The following is a 15,947-nucleotide window of genomic DNA, read 5'->3' on the forward strand; positions in this document are numbered from 1 at the left end:
AAAAATGACGCGCCGGGGAACGTCGAGAATCGCGGATGCCTCAGCCCGACGTCAGCGTCGGGGTGCCGGCCTCGTACTCGGTGACGTCGCCCGTCTCGCCCGCACGGTGAGCCCGGCGCCCGAGCACGAGCATGTAGGCGAGGAACACGCCGAGCGCGGCGGCACCGATCGCGATCTTCACCTGCCACGGCAGCGTGGACGGCGTCACGAACCCCTCGACCAGCCCCGAGAGTCCGAGCGCGAACACGAGCCCCACCGCCACGGTCGCCAACGACCGGCCACCGGCGGCGAGCGCCGCGGATCGCGTCCGGCGCCCCGGGGCGACCCAGGCCCAGAAGATGTGCAGACCCGCCGCGCCGGCGACGAAGATCGCCGTCAGCTCGAGCAGACCGTGCGGGAGGATGAACTGGAAGAACACGTCCGCCCGGTCGAAGGCGATCATGATGGCCGCCGACGACCCCACCCCGACGGCGTTCTGCATCAGCACCATCAACGGCCAGAACCCGGTCACCCCGAACAGCACGCACTGCGCCGCGATCCACGCGTTGTTCGTCCACACGGTGCCGGCGAAGATCGCGTTCGGGTTCTCGCGGTAGTACTGCACGAACTGTTCGTCGGCGTAGTTCTGCAGCTCGCTGCGCGTGCCGAGGGCGGCGACCGCGCGGGGATCGGACGAGATCCACAGCCCGACCAGCGTCGCCACCACCACGAAGGCCACCGCGACGGCGAGCGTCGTCCACCGGACGCGGTACAGCGCCGCGGGGAGCTGCAGGAGGAAGAACCGCGGCGCCTGTCGCAGGACGTTCTCGCGGACACCGGTGAGCCGCAGCCGGGTGCGGGCGAGCAGGATCGAGACGTAGTCGCCCTGCGGCGTGCGACCCGCGGACGTCTTGATGTCGGCGAGGTCCGCCGATGCCGCACGGTAGCGGGTGACGAGCTCGTCCACCTCCGGGCCCGTCAGGCGGCGCGTGCGCCCCAGTTCGTCGAGCCGAGCCCACTCCTGCCGTCGCGCGGCCGTGAGGGCGTCGAGGTCCATGTGGTCAACTGTACGCATGGCCTCCCCCGCGACCCCCTCTCCCCCCGGGGTCTCGCGCGCGCACCTCGACGCGGACGAGACGCTGACCGGAGAAGCCGTCGCGCTGGACGTCCAGCCGCTCGGCTTCTTCCTGCGGGCGGTGGGATGCCTCATCGACATGGTCGCGGGGATCATCCTGCTGATCGCAGGGTCGGTGTTCCTGTCCGTGCTCGTCGCCGGCGGCACCATCCCCGACAGCGCCTTCCGCATCGGCCTGATCACGCTCCTCGTCGTCGTCATGGTCGTGATCCCGGCGGCCGTCGAGACGCTTTCGCGGGGGCGGAGCCTCGGCCGGTGGGCGGTCGGTGGACGCATCGTGCGCGTCGACGGTGGTGCGGCCGGTTTCCGGCAGGCCTTCATCCGCGCCCTGGTGGGCGTGCTCGAACTGTGGTTCACGCTCGGCGGGATCGCCGCGATCGTCGGCATGTTCACTCCGCGCGCCCAGCGCCTGGGCGACCTGCTGGCCGGGACCGCGTCCGAGCGGACCCGCACCCGTCCGCTTCCCGCGGCGGCACCCGGCGTCCCGCCGGGGATGGAGGACTGGGCCGCGGTCGCCGACGTCTCGCGCCTGCCCGACCGTCTCGCGGCGCGCATGGCGCAGTTCGTCCGCGGCGCCGACGCCCTGGAGCCGGGCGCGCGGGCGCGCGTGGCCGCGGGTCTCGCGGAGGCGGTGGCGCCCTACGTGGCGCCGATCCCGGCCGCCGACCCCGAGACCCTGGTGCGCGCGGCTGCGGCGGTGCGTCGCGAGCGCGAGTACCGCGCGTTGATGATCGAGAACGAGCGCGCGGCCTCCCTCACCGAACGGGCGTGAGTCGCCAACATGTGTCGCCTCGCCACGGGATCAGGCGACAGATCGTGGCGACTCGCGCCTCTCGGCCGGAGTCAGGCGCGCAGCGTCTCGTGGCGCACGACGACCCACCCGCGCGGAACCGACAGGCGGTCGGCGTGCAGCGCGCACAGATCATGGGCGTGCGGGTCGCCCGCACGGCCGAGGGGTCCGAGGGCGGCCATCTGGTCGCCGTAGTCGTAGGTGAGGGTGCTCATCGCCTCGCGGGCGCATCCCACCTTCGAGCAGAGTCTGTCGCGCATCGCGGGTCAGCCTAGGCCGATGCCGTCGCCGGCCGGCGACGCCGCGCCGCGCGGCGCGCGAGCGCCGCGCAGGGTGCAGCGATGGGATGCCACGGCGGACCCGGCACGCGGGCCGAACGTAGGATGGGCCCATGCGTCGTCGAACCCGTGAGGCCCGTCCGGTCGCGCGCCCCTCGCGCCACGGCCGTCACGGCCGAGAGAACCGCAGTCCCGTGGTCCGACCGCCGCTCCCGCCGCTGGACACGCGCATCGAGCGCTTCGACATCGCGGTGAGCACCGCTGCAGAGTTCCTGCGCTCGGCCTGGAGCGATCTGCGCGACGTGTCGTTCGAGATCGGCATCATGCCGCCCGCAGCCACCGGCGCGATCCCCCGGTGGCAGGTGCTGCGCGAGCAGAAGCGCATCATCCTCTACCGCGTGCCCATCGAGCGTCTCGGACACCCTCACATCGACGACGACCTGCACCGCCGCATGATGATCGAAGGGGCCGTGTTCCGCGCGGCCGCCGAGTATCTCGACCGCGATCCGTGGGACCTCGGCCCCGAGCGCTTCCGGTTCCTCTGAGCCCCGGTCGCGCGGCTCAGGGCAGGACCGTGATCGCTCCCGCGGCGGCATCCGCCGGCCACAGCGGGTAACCGGCGAGCGCTCCCGGCGCCGAGTAGGAGACCGCGGCGGTGACGGGGCGATCCGGGCTCAGCTCGTAGACGCCCGCGTCGACCGGGACAGCCGCGGACCCGCCCGCAGGCACCGAGACGGTCACCGGGTCGCCGCCGGCCTGCGGCGTCAGCGTCACCGAGGCGGGCTCTCCGTCGGCATCCGCCGCCACCACGAGGGTCGCCCCCGCTCCGGGCGCGACCGCCACGAGACCGGATGCCGCGAAGGTCGGTGCGGGTGAATACCAGGCGAAGTCCGCGCCCTCGCCGAAGCCCGTCGTCGACCACGCGCCCCCGACGACGGGTTGGGTGGCGGCGATCGAGACGGTGTAGGCCCCGGGCGTCAGGTTCGAAAGGTCGAGGGACGTGGGGGTTCCGGCGGGGAGCTCCAGGGTCCGTGGATCCTCCGCGGGCGTGCCGCTTCCCACCGCGGTGATGGTCACGGTCGCGGACGCGGTCGTCCCGGGCGCGAGCAGACGGAGGACCGTACCGGCATCCCCGCCCGATCCGGCGACGACCTGGATGCCGGGGATCACGAGCGACGTCGACGCTTGCGCGAGCGGCGCGGCCTGGTCGCTCCCGCCGGGCAGGAGCACGCGCGTGAGGCTCGCCTGCAGGGACGCCCGCACGGGAGCACCCGTGGCGACCACGCGGACCACCGGGCTCTCTTCGCCCAGGAGCAGTCCCGCGAGGGGGATGACGCGCTGGCCGCCGGCGGGGACGACGATGCCGGTGCCCGAGGCGGGCGTGGCCACGCCCTGTGCGCCGTACACCGACAACTGCACGGTCGCGGCGACGTCGCCCGGGTTGCCGAGCACCACGAGGTCGTTCGCGCCGGTCGTGCTCGCGCCGGCCACGAGCCACGACTCGGCGAGCGGCGGTCGGCAGGCCGAGGCGCTGAAGCCGATCAGGTCGGGCGACGCGGCGGTCGCCGACCCGGCGGCGGCGTACGGGGCGGCGGTGCGGTCGACCGGCTGCGCGCGGAACACCGTGGCATCCCCCGATCCGTCCGAGGTCGCGCCGGACAGCGTCGACGTCTCCGCCTCGGTGGAGTCCGGACCGGAAACGGTGGTCTGAGGGGCGGCGACGCTCAGCGCACCGGCCGATTCGGCGGTGCGGCCGAGCGCGAAGACCGGCCCGTCGCACGCGAGCACGGTGTCGGAGGGCGCGGGCGTGACCTTCACGCGGACCGGCTCGGCGACGAGACTCGGCCACGGGGCGGCGATCCCGGCGACGGCGCCGACGACGACCGCCGCGGCCACGGCACCCCCCACGAGGACGCGGGCGCCGGTGGTGGCCACGCGGACCAGACGACGATCGCTCATCGGTTACCTCCCCGGACGAGGCCGACGGTGCGCGGGGTGCGCCGGGCGACGCGTCGCGACGCGGCCGTCGGGACGGCCAGGAGCAGCGCGATGACGAGCACCGCGATCCATGCGGCCGCCACGAGTTGCTGCAGGCGGGTCTGGTTGGCGTCCAGCGCCGCGCGGGGCTCGACGCCGGACGTGACGCGCCACAGGTCGCCGCGGGCGGTGGCCCCCACGGCGTCGAGCGAGTCGCGCTGGTCGAGCGATGTCGCCGCCGTCAGTCGCGCTCCGCGGATCACGTCGTCCTCGCCCCCGGGTCCGGGCTCCAGCAGCACGAAGCCGATGCCTCGCGCCGCGAGGGCGGCCACGGCATCCTCCGACGACGGCGTGACGAGGTCGGCGGCGAGGGCTGCCAGCTCCTCGTCGGCGGGTCGCGCCTGCGTGCGCGTGGCATCGAGGGTGCTCTGGCCGCCGAGCGTCGCACTCCCACCCCACACGACGTCGACGCGGAGGCCGTCCGCGCGGGGGTCGAGCACGATCGTCGCGACGGACGTCGAACCCCGCCCCTCCGCGGCGACGAAGGCGGGAAGGGTCGACACGGGGCCGTTGGTGAGCACGGCGCGCGAGGGGTCGGACGTCATCGCGGTGAGCGAGGGGGCCACGGCGACCGCGAGCGCCGCGAGGGTCAGCACGGCGGCGATCGGGCGCAGCACGCGGACGCGCTCGACGATCCCGGAGTCCAGCGCGGTGACGGCCGCCCCGACCACCCCGAGCCAGGCCAGGCTCAGCCCGGCCCCGGGCCAGAGAGGCACGGGTGTCGCATGGTCGAACGAGACGGCGACGCCGACGGCCGCGAACGCCGTGGCCAGGCCCGTCGCGGCGATGAGGAGCAGCCCGGTCGCGGTGAGCCATCGCGGCGTGAGGACGGCGAGCAGTGCCAGGACCGCGAGCGGCGCAGCGAGCAGGGCGATCCACCACACCGGTCCTCCGGTGAGCGCCGCCCATCCCCCGGGGTCGGACGTGGGGAAGCCGGCCGCGAGGAGGGCGCGACCGAGCGGGTCGGCGGTGGCTTCGTCCCCCGCGAACGGGACGCCCGGGTCGGCCAGGAGTCCCCACGGATTGCCGAGTCTCACCTGCGTCCACACGAGCGGTGCGAACACCACGATCGAGGGCACCAGGAGCCACACGACCCGGGCGATGCCCCGCGGCGCGACCAGTGCCACCACGACGAGCGCGGCCGACCACAGCACCACGACCGCCGGCGCGAGGGACGGGGCGCACGCGAGGACGGCGACGAGGAGGATGGATGCCGCCCCGGCGGGCGCCCATGATCGGTGCGCGACACTCGCGGCGAAGAAGAGCCAGGGCAGGAGCAGATGCAGGAGGAGCGGCGCGGGACGCCCCTCGACGAGGGCGGCCAGGAACGTGGGGGCGAGTGCCCAGGCGAGTGCGGCGGTGATGCGCAGCAGCGAGGACTCGGTCACGCGCGTCGCCGCGAACCACCCGCCCAGCACCGCGAGCGGCAGCGCCAGGATCCACAGCACGACGAGCGCGCGGGACGGTTCGGCCGGCGACAGCGAGCCGATGAGGGCGATCAGCGCCGAGAACGGGTCGGCGGGTCCCACGACGTCGAGACCGAGGGGACGGGCGCCCCACGCGGCGTCCTGCCACAGGCCCGCGACGGTCGCCCGCAGGGGCGCGAGGCCACCGCCTCCGAGCACCGGCCACGCGAGCAGCGGCGCGAACAGCAGCGCCGAAACCGCCAGCGCGCCGAGGACCACCCAGGCGCCGCCGCCGACGAAGAAGCGCAACTCCGACCGGACTGGCGCGTCGCTCTCGGCCGCATCGCCCTCCCACCGCAGCCGCATCTCCGATCGGGAGACGCGCAGCGGGGCGATGCGGGACCATCCCACCGAGCGGACCGCCCGGATGCGGCGTCGCGCACGGGCGACCGCGGCCATCCGCGCCATCACCAGGAGGGTCGCGCCCCACTCGGGGGCGACCTTGTGCGGGACCTTCCCCACGAGGTGGACGATGGTGCGCCACAGCGCCAACGGCAGGAACGAGAGCCAGTGCAGGACGACCGCGGCGGCCGGCGCGTACGCCAGACGGCGATGCAGCTGCGCGGTGCGCTCGGCGAACGCGCGGCGCCGTGCGCGCTTGCGCCCGCGGGCCATGGCGGCCACGCCGTCGCCGGCGACGGCGACACGGGCCGCGGGGACGAGAGACACGCGGTCGGCGGCGAGGCGGGCGCGGACGGCGAGGTCGAGCCCCTCGTCGGCACCCCCGAGCGCCGGGTCGAGGCCGCCGAGCGCCCGCCAGGAGTCACGATGGACGAGCATGCCGCGGACGTCGGCGCCCAGCACGTCCGCGTCCCCGTCGCGCTGACCCTGGTCCAGTTCGCCGGCGGCGAGCTCGACGGTGCGGCCGTACCGGGTCATGCTGACGCCGAGCGAGACGATCTCGGCCGGGTCGTCCCACGCGACGAGCTTGGGGGCCGCCACGGCGAGCGAGGACGAGAGTTCCAGCGCGCCGGCGAGACGCAGGAGGGCGTCCGGATCGGGAGCGGTGTCCTGCGCGAGGAGCCAGACCGCGTCTCCGGTCAGTCGGGGCGTCGCGAGGGCCGTGGCCGCGGCGAAGGTCGTGCCGGCGGAGGCCGTGATGACGCCCTCGGCACCGGATGCCGCGGCGATGCGCGTCAGTGCGGGGTCGTTCCCGCACAGCACGATCGTGAGCGCGTCCACGGGGCGCGTCTGAGCGGCCAACGCTTCGAGGGTGCGCGTGAGGTGGGGGGCGGCGGGGATGCGGCCCTCGGGGCGGACCACGAGGACGGCGTGTACACGGGCGGGCATGGCGTGGTCAGCCTAGGCGGGGCGCTCCGCGTTCGCGGACGCCGCGCCGATTCGCAGCGGATCCCTCAGGAAGCGGACCGAGGATGCCGGAGGTCAGGCGCGACGCTTGAGCTTGCGGCGCTCGCGCTCGCTGAGACCGCCCCAGATTCCGAAGCGCTCGTCGTTCTGCAGGGCGTACTCGAGGCACTCGGACTTCACGTCGCACGAGGTGCAGATGCGCTTGGCGTCGCGGGTCGAGCCGCCCTTCTCCGGGAAGAAGGCCTCGGGGTCCGTCTGAGAGCACAGGGCGTCGGTCTGCCAGGCGAGGGTGTTCTCTTCGACGGAGTCGATGTCGCGTCGGACACCCGGGACCCCCAGGTCGACCGGATCGACGAACCAGTTGTCCGGGACACCGGACCGGTACTGCGATGTCGCCATCTCGCCCTCCCCCTCGTTCGATCCCCTGACGCTGGCGCGTACCAGTAATTACACCCGTGTCATTCGGATTGGTCAAGTCGCGGATCGTAAACCCTCAACGGCGAGGTGAACCTTCACGACGCCCCATCGGCGTGTCGCGTCACTCCCCGGGCATCGCGACGAAGACCTCGCCGTGCTCGACCGACAGGGGCGACTCGTCGGGCGTGATCACCGCAGCGTGTCCCGGGCTCAGAGTGACGCTCGCCCCGGAGGCACCGGTGACGACGGCCTCTCCCCCCACCGCGAGGGCGATCGAGACGCCCGCGAGGGCCACCCTGCCCGACGCGTCGCCGGGCACGTGGGCGAGGGCGAAATCGGGGATGCCGGGGGCGAAGATCTCCGCGCCCGCCTCGCCGGGGCGGGGAGCGAGCACGGGGGGAGCGGCGGGACGGAATTCCACGAGCCCGAGGAGCTCCGGCACGTCGATGTGCTTGGGCGTCAGTCCACCGCGCAGCACGTTGTCGCTGGCGGCCATGATCTCCACACCGAGGCCGGCGACGTAGGCGTGCAGCACGCCCGCGGGGACGAAGATCGCCTCGCCGCGGCGCAGCTCGACGAGGTTCATCAGCAGGGCGACGACGATGCCCGGATCCCCGGGGTAGGCGGCATCCAGATCGCGGACGAGGCGGAGCTCCCCCGAGAACTCCTCGGACTCCACGGATGCCGCGGCCGAGACGATCTGCTCGATCGCCGAGGCATCGGCCTCACCGAGCGCCCACGCGATCGCCGCGCGGAGAGCGGCGGCCGGGTCGTCGGCATCCAGCAACCCGCTGAGGGTCCGCACACCGTCGCCCGTCCCGAGCGCGGCGACCAGACGACGCGTCGCGTCGATGTCGCGGAGCCCCGCGAGCGCGGTGAACGTGTCGCTCAGGGCGACGATGACCTCGGGCTTGTGGTTGTCGTCCTTGTAGTTGCGGTGACCGGCGTCGCGCGGCACGCCCGCTGCCTCTTCGCGGGCGAAGCCCGCGACGGCCTGATCCTTCGACGGGTGCACCTGGATCGACAGCGGCGCCCCCGCCGCCAGGAGCTTCAGCAGATACGGCAGCCGCGCCGGCACGCCCGCGGCGCCCGCGTGGGCGCCCAGCCACGCATCGAGGGTCCGATCGGAGCCGTCGTGCACGAGCGCCGGCGACCCGGGGTGGTCGCCGAACCACACTTCGGCCTCCGGGGAGCCGGACGGCGCCCGTCCCTCGAGGCCGGCGATGAGCGTGGAGCTGCCCCAGGCGTAGTCGCGGGGGGTGTTCGAGATCTCGATCAGCACGGGCGTCAGCCTAGCGTCGGCACCCTGGGCGCCCGTATCCGCGAAGGGTAGCCTGAGGACACCATGGCGATGTACACCAGTCACCCGGTCTCGGCCCTGCCGACGGCTCCGCCGCGCGAGACCACCGGGCACCTCCTCCTCCGCGCCTGGTGCGTCTTCGTGCTCTTCCTCGCCCTTGGCGGAGTCGGCGTGATCAACGCCGTCGGCCCGACCGTGGCGGGCGTCGTCGTGGTCGCGTCGGCGCTGGTGTCGGCCGTCGTCTGGACCGTCGTCCGCCCCCCGGTCGCCGTGCGGCGCCTGCCGTTCCTCGCGTTCGGGTACGTCGCGTGGGCCGGGCTCTCGATCCTGTGGAGCGCGTGGCCGGCGGCATCCGTGCTCACCTGGCTGCTGCTCGCCGTCACCACGTTCCAGGGCCTCTTCGTCGGCGCCGTCCTGACCTGGCGCGATGTGGTGGGGGCGGTGGCCTCGGCCGCCAAGTGGGTCGTGGGGCTCTCGCTGCTGTTCGAGCTGGCCGTGTCGATCTTCGTCCAGGGCCCGATCCTGCCCGGTTTCGTACGGCCCGAAGGCCGGATGGACCCCATCGTCTACTGGTCGCGCGACAACCTCTTCGACGGCGGTCGGATCCAGGGCATCTTCGGCAACGCCAACCTGCTGGGCGCGGCGATGCTCCTCGCGATCATCGTCTTCGCCATCCGCTACGCCGCGCGGGCCCCCCGCCGGTCGCTGCTGTGGGGCTGGATCGCGATCGCCGCATTCCTCCTCGTCCGGGCCGGCTCCGCCACGACCGTCGTCGCCGCGGCGTTCGTCGTGCTGGTGCTCGCGACGGTCCTGGTCATGCGCACGGCACGCCGCCCCGGCGAGCGCACGCGGTGGTACGTCCTCTACGCGCTCGTGGGTGTCGGCGGCGGGGCGGCTCTGTGGTTCGGTCGCGACAGCGTGTTCGGCGCGCTCGGGAGGGATGCCGATCTCACCGGGCGTGAAGGGATCTGGGCCGACGTGCTGGCGCGGGCCGATCAGCATCCGTTCATCGGGTGGGGGTTCTCCACGCCCTGGATCTCGTCCGAACCGCTCATCGACGGGTGGATCGTGGATCACGGGCAGACCGTGGTTCAGGCGCACAGCATGTGGCTCGACGCGTACTTCCAACTCGGCGGGGTCGGCGTCGTGCTCCTGGCTCTGGTGTTCCTCGCCTACGTGTGGAGATCGTGGTTCTTCGCGATCGACCGCCCCCGCTGGGATCTGCGCGCCGACCGGCCCTACTCCCCCCTCACCCTGCTCCCGACGCTCGTCGGCGCCCTCCTCGTCGTCCAGGGCCTCACCGAGTCGACCCCGCTGCTGTTGTGGGGCTGGATGCTGGTGGTGCTCTTCGGGTCGAAGATCAAGCAGTCGCCCCTGCTGGGCGTCGGACCTGCCGAGCAGAGCATCGCGATCGAACGCGGCGAACCCCAGAGATCGGGGACGTGAGCGACGCACGGCCCGCGATGCGTCCGGACCCCCGGACCCTCCTGGCCTCGGCGGAGCTCGCACGGGCGTTCACCCTCACGGTGTTCGCCGCGACGTTCGGCGCCCCGGCGATCCGCGGTGCCGCGGGCGACGTCACGTACGCGACGATCCTCGCGGCCCTCTGTCTGCTCGGCGGCGCGATGCTCGTCACCCGACGCCGCGAGATCGAGGTGCTTCATCTGGCACCGACCACGCTCGTCTTCCTCATCCTCTGGGCCGGCGCGAGCGTCCTGTGGAGCACAGACGCGCTCCGCAGCCTCGCCGGCTGGGCAGCGCTCCTGGGTGTCTCGTTCCTCGGCGTCGTCGTGGGGCACGTGCGCGACGCGCACCAGAGCGTGCGGGCGCTGGGCGACGTGCTGCGCTGGCTGCTCGCGGCATCCCTGGTGCTCGAGGTGCTCAGCGGCATCCTGTGGGACACCCCCATCCCGTTCCTCGGCATCCAGGGCGACATCGCCGAGCTCGGCCCCGTGCAGGGGCTCTTCGGCAGCCGCAACGATCTGGGCGTCGTGACCGTCGTGGCGCTGCTGACCTTCCTGGTGGAGTGGCGCACGCGTTCGGTCCGTCCCGCGACGGCGGTGTCCTCGGTGATCCTCGCGGCGCTGCTGGCCGTCTTGAGCGGCTCACCGACCGTCGTCGTCGTCGCTGCGGCGACGGCGATCGCCGCCGCGGCGCTCACGTCCGTCCGCGCGCTCCCCGCGCGCCGCCGCCGGGCCGTGCAGATCGGCCTCGGACTCGCACTCGTCGTCCTGTCCGCCCTCGCCTGGGCGCAACGCTTCGCGATCGCCGCCGCGCTGGACGGCCGCGCCGATCTGTCCGTGCGCACCGACCTGTGGGGCGAGATCCTCCGCCTCTCCGACGATCGGCCCGTGGTGGGTTTCGGCTGGTTCGGCCCGTGGGACCCCGCCGACGCTCCCTTCAGCACCCTCAACTTCACCCTCGGCCAGCAGCACGCTTCGGCATTGAACGCCTTCCTCGACGTCCTCCTGCAGCTGGGGTGGGTCGGCCTCCTCGTCTTCCTCGTCCTGTGCGCCCTCGCTCTCGCGCGGAGCTGGCTCGTCGCCGGCGAGCGGCGTTCGGTGGTCCACACGTGGGCACCGCTGACCCTCGTGGTCCTGCTGACGGTGTCCGTGTTCGAGAGCTCGGTGCTCTCGGGTGCGGGGCTGCTGCTGCTCGTCCTGTGCGCCGTCCGCGCCGGCCAGTCGCGCTCGTGGCGCGAGCGTCTGGAGCGCGTCCCCGAACCCCCGGACGGCCCGGCCCGCACTCAGGGGGGTCGGGAGAGCGCCGGGTAGACTGCGGGCTGGCCGCGACGGCCTGCGCCTCCGACGAAAGATCCCTTCGTGACGTACACCCTGCAGAACGCGGTGCTTCCGCTCGACCGCGATCCCGATCTCCTCCCCCTGTACGTCGACCCCGAGACGTGGTCGACCATCGACGAGGAGCCGGTCCGGGTCACCAACGTCGCGCAGCTGAGCAACGTGCTCGACCGCCACCGCGCCCGCATCGTCGCGGGCCGACGCGTCTCGTTCGGCACCTACTTCAACGCCTTCCCCGCGTCGTACTGGCAGCACTGGACGGCCGTGCGCGATGTACGCCTGACCGTTCGCACGTCGGGGGATGCCACGATCCTGGTGTACCGCTCCAACGGCGGGGGGACCAGGCAGCGGATCGAGACGCGCGAGGTCCGCGGCGAGGCCGCGACCTCGTTCGATCTGGTTCTCGACCAGTACAGCGACGGCGGGTGGATCTGGTTCGACGTGGCCGCCGACCGCACGGACGCGATGTTCGAGGGCGCGGAGTGGACCACCGAGCAGGAGCCCGTCCGCGCGGGCAAGGCCAGCATCGGGATCACCACGTACAACAAGCCCGACTACTGCGTGACGACGCTCGCGGCCCTCGCGGACGCGCCGGACGTCCTCGACGTGGTCGATCGCGTCTTCCTGATCGACCAGGGCACCGACCTCGTCACCGACCAGGCCGCGTACCCCGAGGTCGCGGAGCGGCTGGGCGAGACCCTGCAGATCGTGCGGCAGCCCAACCTCGGCGGGTCCGGCGGGTTCGCCCGCGCGATGGTCGAGACCCTCGCGCGCCCCGAGAGCGAATTCGTCCAGCTCCTCGACGACGACGTGCGCATCGAGCCCGAGTCGATCCGCCGCTCGGTCGTGTTCGGTCGCTACGCCTCGGTTCCCACGATCGTCGGCGCGCACATGTTCGACCTGCTCGACCGCCCCAAGCTCCACGCGTGGGCCGAGGTCGTCGACGACGAGCCGTTCATGTGGCGCGCCCTGTTCCAGGAGCGCCTGCCCCACGACTTCAGTGTCGCGAACCTGCGGCAGTCGCCCATGCTGCACATGCGCCTCGACGCCGACTACAACGGCTGGTGGATGTGCCTGATCCCGACCAGCATCCTGCGCGAGATCGGCCTGTCGCTCCCGGCGTTCATCAAGTGGGACGACGCCGAGTTCTGCGTCCGGGCACGGGATGCCGGCTACCCGACGGTCTCCATGCCCGGCGTGGCCCTGTGGCACGTCTCGTGGGTCGGCAAGGACGACTCGATCGACTGGCAGGCCTACTTCCACGCCCGCAACCGGATCGTCGCCGCGCTCCTGCACTCGCGGTCCCCCCTCGGAGGCACCCTGATCCGCCACAGCCGACGGGTCGACCTCAAGCACCTCATGATGATGCAGTACTACCCCGTCGAGCTGCGCCACCGGGCGTTGCGTGACGTGCTGTCCGGCCCTGCGCACATGCGCGAGACTCTCGCCCGCGCCATGCCCGAGGCCCGTCTCATCGCGCAGAAGCACCCCGAGACGCGCATCCACAAGGATTCAGGCGTCCCGCTGCGCTCCCGCCGCGGGCGCCAGGTCTTCAAGCGGCTCAAGAAGAACCAGTTCGACAGCCCCACGGGCCTGGCCCTGCGCACCTTCACGCTGCGCACCCTCGTGTCGCACTGGTTCCATACGCCCCGTCCCGAGAACGTCGCACAGCCCGAGGTGGAGTTCGGCAAGGGCGACGCCCACTGGTGGCGTATCCCGCTGTACGACAGCGCCCTCGTCAGCGCCGCCGACGGCTCCGGCAAGAACATCTACACGCGCGACCGCGCGCAGTTCCGCCGAATGCTGCTGGACTCCGTGCGCCTGCACCGACGGCTGCAGCGGGAGTGGCCGCGGCTCTCGCGCCAGTACCGTGACGCCCTCCCCGACCTCACGTCCGAGGCGCAGTGGCGCGCGACCTTCGAGGAGCGTGCGTGAGCGTGGCATCCTTCGATCCGGCGTCCGCGACCATCGTCGTCGTCACCTACAACCGCACCCCGCTCCTGACCCGACTGCTCGAGAGTATCGAGCGGATGTCGCCCGCACCGGGCCACCTCGTCATCGTCGACAACGCGTCGACGGATGACACCACCGCGGTCGTCGAATCGTTTCGCGACCGGCTTCCCACCGAGCTCGTGTACCGACGGCTCGAGACGAACACCGGCGGCTCGGGTGGGTTCAGCGAGGGCATGCGCGTGGCGTACGAGCTGGGTTCCGAGTGGATCTGGCTCATGGACGACGACGTGGAAGTGGTCTCCGACGGTCTGTCGCGCATGGGCCGCTGGGCCCCGCGGTTCCAGAGCATCCAGGGACGCCGCTACGACTACGACGGCAGCGAGTTCTACTGGCAGTACCGCGTCGCCGAGTCGATGGCGATCCCGATTCCCTTCGCCCCCGCGAGCTTCGACGACTCCGGCTTCAAGCCGATGAACTCCGGATGCTTCGAGGGCATGTTCATCCACCGTGACGTGGTCGCCAAGATCGGCCTGCCCGACCCCCGCTTCTTCATCTACTGGGACGACCAGCTCTACGGGTGGCTCGCCTCGCGGGTGACGGACTCCGTCATCGTGAACGAGTTCGTCCTGCGCCGCACGCGCGAGATCAAGCAGTGGGACATGGGCATCCGCCACATGAACGCCTCCAGCGACGCCTACCGCTTCTACATCATGCGCAATCGGGCATATCTCGCGAAGTACTACCGCGAACTCGGCGTCTACCGCGCGCTCCCGTTCACCGCCGGCACCGCGCTGACCTTCGTCAAGGAGCTCATCCGACTGGTCGTGGTCGAGAGGAAGCTGCGCGGCACGAGCCACCTGTTCCGCGGGCTGCGCGAGGGCCGGAAGATCTCGCGCGACGCGTCCTGGCGGCCGATGCCGCCGCTGGCGCCCACTCAGCCCGTCGCGTAGTCGGCGTTGTAGCGATCCAGAACCTGGGCGATCGGGGCGTCGAGCTTCAGCGCGCCCCCGTCGAGGTAGAGCCCGCGGGCGCAGAAGCGCCGCAGGTCCTTCTCGTTGTGGCTGACGAAGAAGAGCGTCCGACCGTCGGCGAGGAGTTCGTCGATCCGGCGGTAGCACTTCTCCCGGAAGGAGCGATCGCCGACGGCGAGCACTTCGTCCACGAGGAGGATGGGCTCGTCCAGCTGCGACACGACCGAGAAGGCCAGACGCACCTTCATCCCGTTCGACAGGTGCTTGTAGGGCGTGTCCACGAAGTCGCCGATCTCCGCGAAATCGATCATGTCGTCGAATCGGCGTGTGACCTCGGCGCGCGGCATCCCGTGCAATCCCGCCGTCAGCCGCACGTTCTCGCGCACCGTCAGGTCGCCGACGAACCCGCCCGTGATCTCGATGAGCGGCGCGACTCCCCCGTCGACCGCGACCCGACCCTCGTCGGGCAGCAACACGCCCGCGACGAGCTTGAGGAGCGTTGACTTGCCCTGACCGTTGCGTCCGACGACCCCGATCGCCTCCCCCGGCCGCACCGAGAAGGACACCCCCCGCAACGCCCAGAACTCGTCGGGTCGTGTCCGGCGGGCCGCGCCGCCGAAGAGGTCCTTGAGGGAGCGCCCACCGCGGCGGTTGCGGCGGAACCGGACGCCGAGGTCGTCCACCTCGATCGCAGCGCGCTCCATCACAGCTCCTTCAGGACCGGACGCTCGAGCCGCGGGAACACCGTGACGCCGATCACGAGGATGCCGACGCTCAGCGCCGCTCCCACGAGGACCGTGAGCGCGTCCCACTGATCGGGGAAGAACCCCACCCGGTAGAGCGTGATGATGCCGGCGAGCGGGTTGAAAGCGGCGAGGTCCGCGAACACGCCGGGGAGGTTGCCGACCCCGTAGATGATCGGCGAGGCGTAGAACAGGGCGCGCAGCACGAGGCGCGTGGTGCGCTCGAGGTCGCCGAACATCACGCACAGCGGCGCCACGATGAGCCCGAGGCCGACCAGTAGCGCGCTCTGCAGGAGGACGGCGACGGGGAACAGCAGCAGGCCCCAGGACACCTGTGCGCCCCCGAAGACCGCGAAGAGCACCAGCACGGGGAGCGAGAAGAGGAACTCGATGCCTTTGCTCAGCACGATGCGCGTGACCCAGATGGTGCGCGGGATCGACGTCGATCGCACCAGGCGCGCATCCTTCTTGAACGCCCTCGTGAAGTCGGTCACGGCGGAGTTGAACCACACCCAGGGCAGGAGCGCCGTGATGAGGAACACGATGTACGGTTCCTCGCCGACCGAGCGGTGGAACACCTGCGTGAAGACGAACCAGTAGATGCCGCTCATCACCAGCGGATCGAGCACCGACCACAGGTATCCCAGCGCGCTCGTGGAGTACCGGACGCGCAGGTCGCGCGCCGACAGCAGCCACAGCGAGTGGAGGGAGCGCCGCACCGATCCGGGGGCGCCGACGGCGGCGGGGGTCACCGGAGAATCCTATGCGCCCG

General features: G+C 72.3%; 14 protein-coding genes. 6 read left to right on the forward strand and 8 right to left on the reverse strand.

The features are described from left to right. Positions 1 to 40 precede the first annotated feature (40 nt). Positions 41 to 1,036 (reverse strand): stage II sporulation protein M, encoded by a 996-nt coding sequence (locus tag CSIV_RS05610; protein ID WP_077050418.1) that lies wholly within the window; start codon positions 1,034 to 1,036, stop codon positions 41 to 43. Between the two features lie 16 nt (positions 1,037 to 1,052). On the opposite strand from CSIV_RS05610, the gene CSIV_RS05615 reads away from it, so the two are divergent. Continuing rightward, entirely contained in the window at positions 1,053 to 1,886 is an 834-nt protein-coding gene (locus CSIV_RS05615; protein ID WP_077050419.1) for an RDD family protein, read from the forward strand. Positions 1,887 to 1,957: 71 nt separating this feature from the next. Here CSIV_RS05615 and CSIV_RS05620 read toward each other — a convergent pair whose 3' ends face one another. Further along, a complete protein-coding gene (locus CSIV_RS05620; RefSeq protein ID WP_022878762.1) occupies positions 1,958 to 2,164 on the reverse strand; it encodes a DUF3499 family protein in 207 nt (68 codons plus the stop codon). Between the two features lie 131 nt (positions 2,165 to 2,295). Here CSIV_RS05620 and CSIV_RS05625 point away from each other — a divergent pair, with 131 nt between their 5' ends. Continuing rightward, positions 2,296 to 2,727, forward strand: coding sequence for a hypothetical protein (locus tag CSIV_RS05625; RefSeq protein ID WP_202400981.1), 432 nt, complete (start codon positions 2,296 to 2,298; stop codon positions 2,725 to 2,727). A gap of 16 nt (positions 2,728 to 2,743) precedes the next feature. On the opposite strand, the gene CSIV_RS05630 is transcribed toward CSIV_RS05625, so the two are convergent. The 4 genes from CSIV_RS05630 to manA all read right to left on the reverse strand — a co-directional run bounded on the left by CSIV_RS05630 (position 2,744) and on the right by manA (position 8,692). After that, on the reverse strand, positions 2,744 to 4,141 hold the full coding sequence (locus tag CSIV_RS05630) for a DUF5719 family protein (RefSeq protein ID WP_077050420.1): 1,398 nt from the start codon (positions 4,139 to 4,141) through the stop codon (positions 2,744 to 2,746). Beyond that, positions 4,138 to 6,975 (reverse strand): glycosyltransferase, encoded by a 2,838-nt coding sequence (locus CSIV_RS05635; protein ID WP_077050421.1) that lies wholly within the window; start codon positions 6,973 to 6,975, stop codon positions 4,138 to 4,140. The genes CSIV_RS05630 and CSIV_RS05635 overlap by 4 nt, the downstream gene beginning before the upstream one ends. A gap of 93 nt (positions 6,976 to 7,068) precedes the next feature. After that, a complete protein-coding gene (locus CSIV_RS05640) occupies positions 7,069 to 7,392 on the reverse strand; it encodes a WhiB family transcriptional regulator (protein ID WP_077050422.1) in 324 nt (107 codons plus the stop codon). Positions 7,393 to 7,531: 139 nt separating this feature from the next. Further along, on the reverse strand, positions 7,532 to 8,692 hold the full coding sequence (gene manA / locus CSIV_RS05645; RefSeq protein ID WP_077050423.1) for a mannose-6-phosphate isomerase, class I: 1,161 nt from the start codon (positions 8,690 to 8,692) through the stop codon (positions 7,532 to 7,534). Positions 8,693 to 8,755: 63 nt separating this feature from the next. On the opposite strand from manA, the gene CSIV_RS05650 reads away from it, so the two are divergent. Genes CSIV_RS05650 through CSIV_RS05665 form a run of 4 tightly spaced genes read left to right on the forward strand, consistent with a single transcriptional unit; the run spans position 8,756 to position 14,411 of the window. Beyond that, complete coding sequence (locus tag CSIV_RS05650; protein ID WP_077050424.1) at positions 8,756 to 10,156, forward strand: O-antigen ligase family protein; 1,401 nt, start codon at positions 8,756 to 8,758, stop codon at positions 10,154 to 10,156. Continuing rightward, entirely contained in the window at positions 10,153 to 11,484 is a 1,332-nt protein-coding gene (locus tag CSIV_RS05655; RefSeq protein WP_238592336.1) for an O-antigen ligase family protein, read from the forward strand. The genes CSIV_RS05650 and CSIV_RS05655 overlap by 4 nt, the downstream gene beginning before the upstream one ends. Before the next feature lie 48 nt (positions 11,485 to 11,532). Further along, a complete protein-coding gene (locus CSIV_RS05660; protein WP_077050425.1) occupies positions 11,533 to 13,443 on the forward strand; it encodes a glycosyltransferase in 1,911 nt (636 codons plus the stop codon). Between the two features lie 2 nt (positions 13,444 to 13,445). Further along, positions 13,446 to 14,411, forward strand: a complete 966-nt coding sequence (locus CSIV_RS05665) for a glycosyltransferase family 2 protein (protein WP_077050638.1) — start codon at positions 13,446 to 13,448, stop codon at positions 14,409 to 14,411. Here the strand turns inward: CSIV_RS05665 and CSIV_RS05670 are convergent. Beyond that, the gene (locus tag CSIV_RS05670; RefSeq protein ID WP_077050426.1) at positions 14,396 to 15,136 is read right to left on the reverse strand and encodes an ABC transporter ATP-binding protein; all 741 of its coding nucleotides are present in this window, start codon (positions 15,134 to 15,136) and stop codon (positions 14,396 to 14,398) included. The two genes, CSIV_RS05665 and CSIV_RS05670, sit on opposite strands and share 16 nt — an antisense overlap. Then, the gene (locus CSIV_RS05675; protein ID WP_077050427.1) at positions 15,136 to 15,927 is read right to left on the reverse strand and encodes an ABC transporter permease; all 792 of its coding nucleotides are present in this window, start codon (positions 15,925 to 15,927) and stop codon (positions 15,136 to 15,138) included. The genes CSIV_RS05670 and CSIV_RS05675 overlap by 1 nt, the downstream gene beginning before the upstream one ends. Positions 15,928 to 15,947 lie beyond the last annotated feature (20 nt).

This window comes from Microbacterium sp. CSI-V, assembly GCF_001984105.1.
In the GTDB taxonomy this organism is placed as follows: domain Bacteria; phylum Actinomycetota; class Actinomycetes; order Actinomycetales; family Microbacteriaceae; genus Microbacterium.

Bases quoted from the DNA above. Each gene is read 5' to 3' on its own strand.
- CSIV_RS05610 (WP_077050418.1), bottom strand. From the start codon at position 1,036: ATGGACCTCGACGCCCTCACGGCCGCGCGACGGCAGGAGTGGGCTCGG.
- CSIV_RS05615 (WP_077050419.1), top strand. From the start codon at position 1,053: ATGGCCTCCCCCGCGACCCCCTCTCCCCCCGGGGTCTCGCGCGCGCAC.
- CSIV_RS05620 (WP_022878762.1), bottom strand. From the start codon at position 2,164: ATGCGCGACAGACTCTGCTCGAAGGTGGGATGCGCCCGCGAGGCGATG.
- CSIV_RS05625 (WP_202400981.1), top strand. From the start codon at position 2,296: ATGCGTCGTCGAACCCGTGAGGCCCGTCCGGTCGCGCGCCCCTCGCGC.
- CSIV_RS05630 (WP_077050420.1), bottom strand. From the start codon at position 4,141: ATGAGCGATCGTCGTCTGGTCCGCGTGGCCACCACCGGCGCCCGCGTC.
- CSIV_RS05635 (WP_077050421.1), bottom strand. From the start codon at position 6,975: ATGCCCGCCCGTGTACACGCCGTCCTCGTGGTCCGCCCCGAGGGCCGC.
- CSIV_RS05640 (WP_077050422.1), bottom strand. From the start codon at position 7,392: ATGGCGACATCGCAGTACCGGTCCGGTGTCCCGGACAACTGGTTCGTC.
- CSIV_RS05650 (WP_077050424.1), top strand. From the start codon at position 8,756: ATGGCGATGTACACCAGTCACCCGGTCTCGGCCCTGCCGACGGCTCCG.
- CSIV_RS05670 (WP_077050426.1), bottom strand. From the start codon at position 15,136: ATGGAGCGCGCTGCGATCGAGGTGGACGACCTCGGCGTCCGGTTCCGC.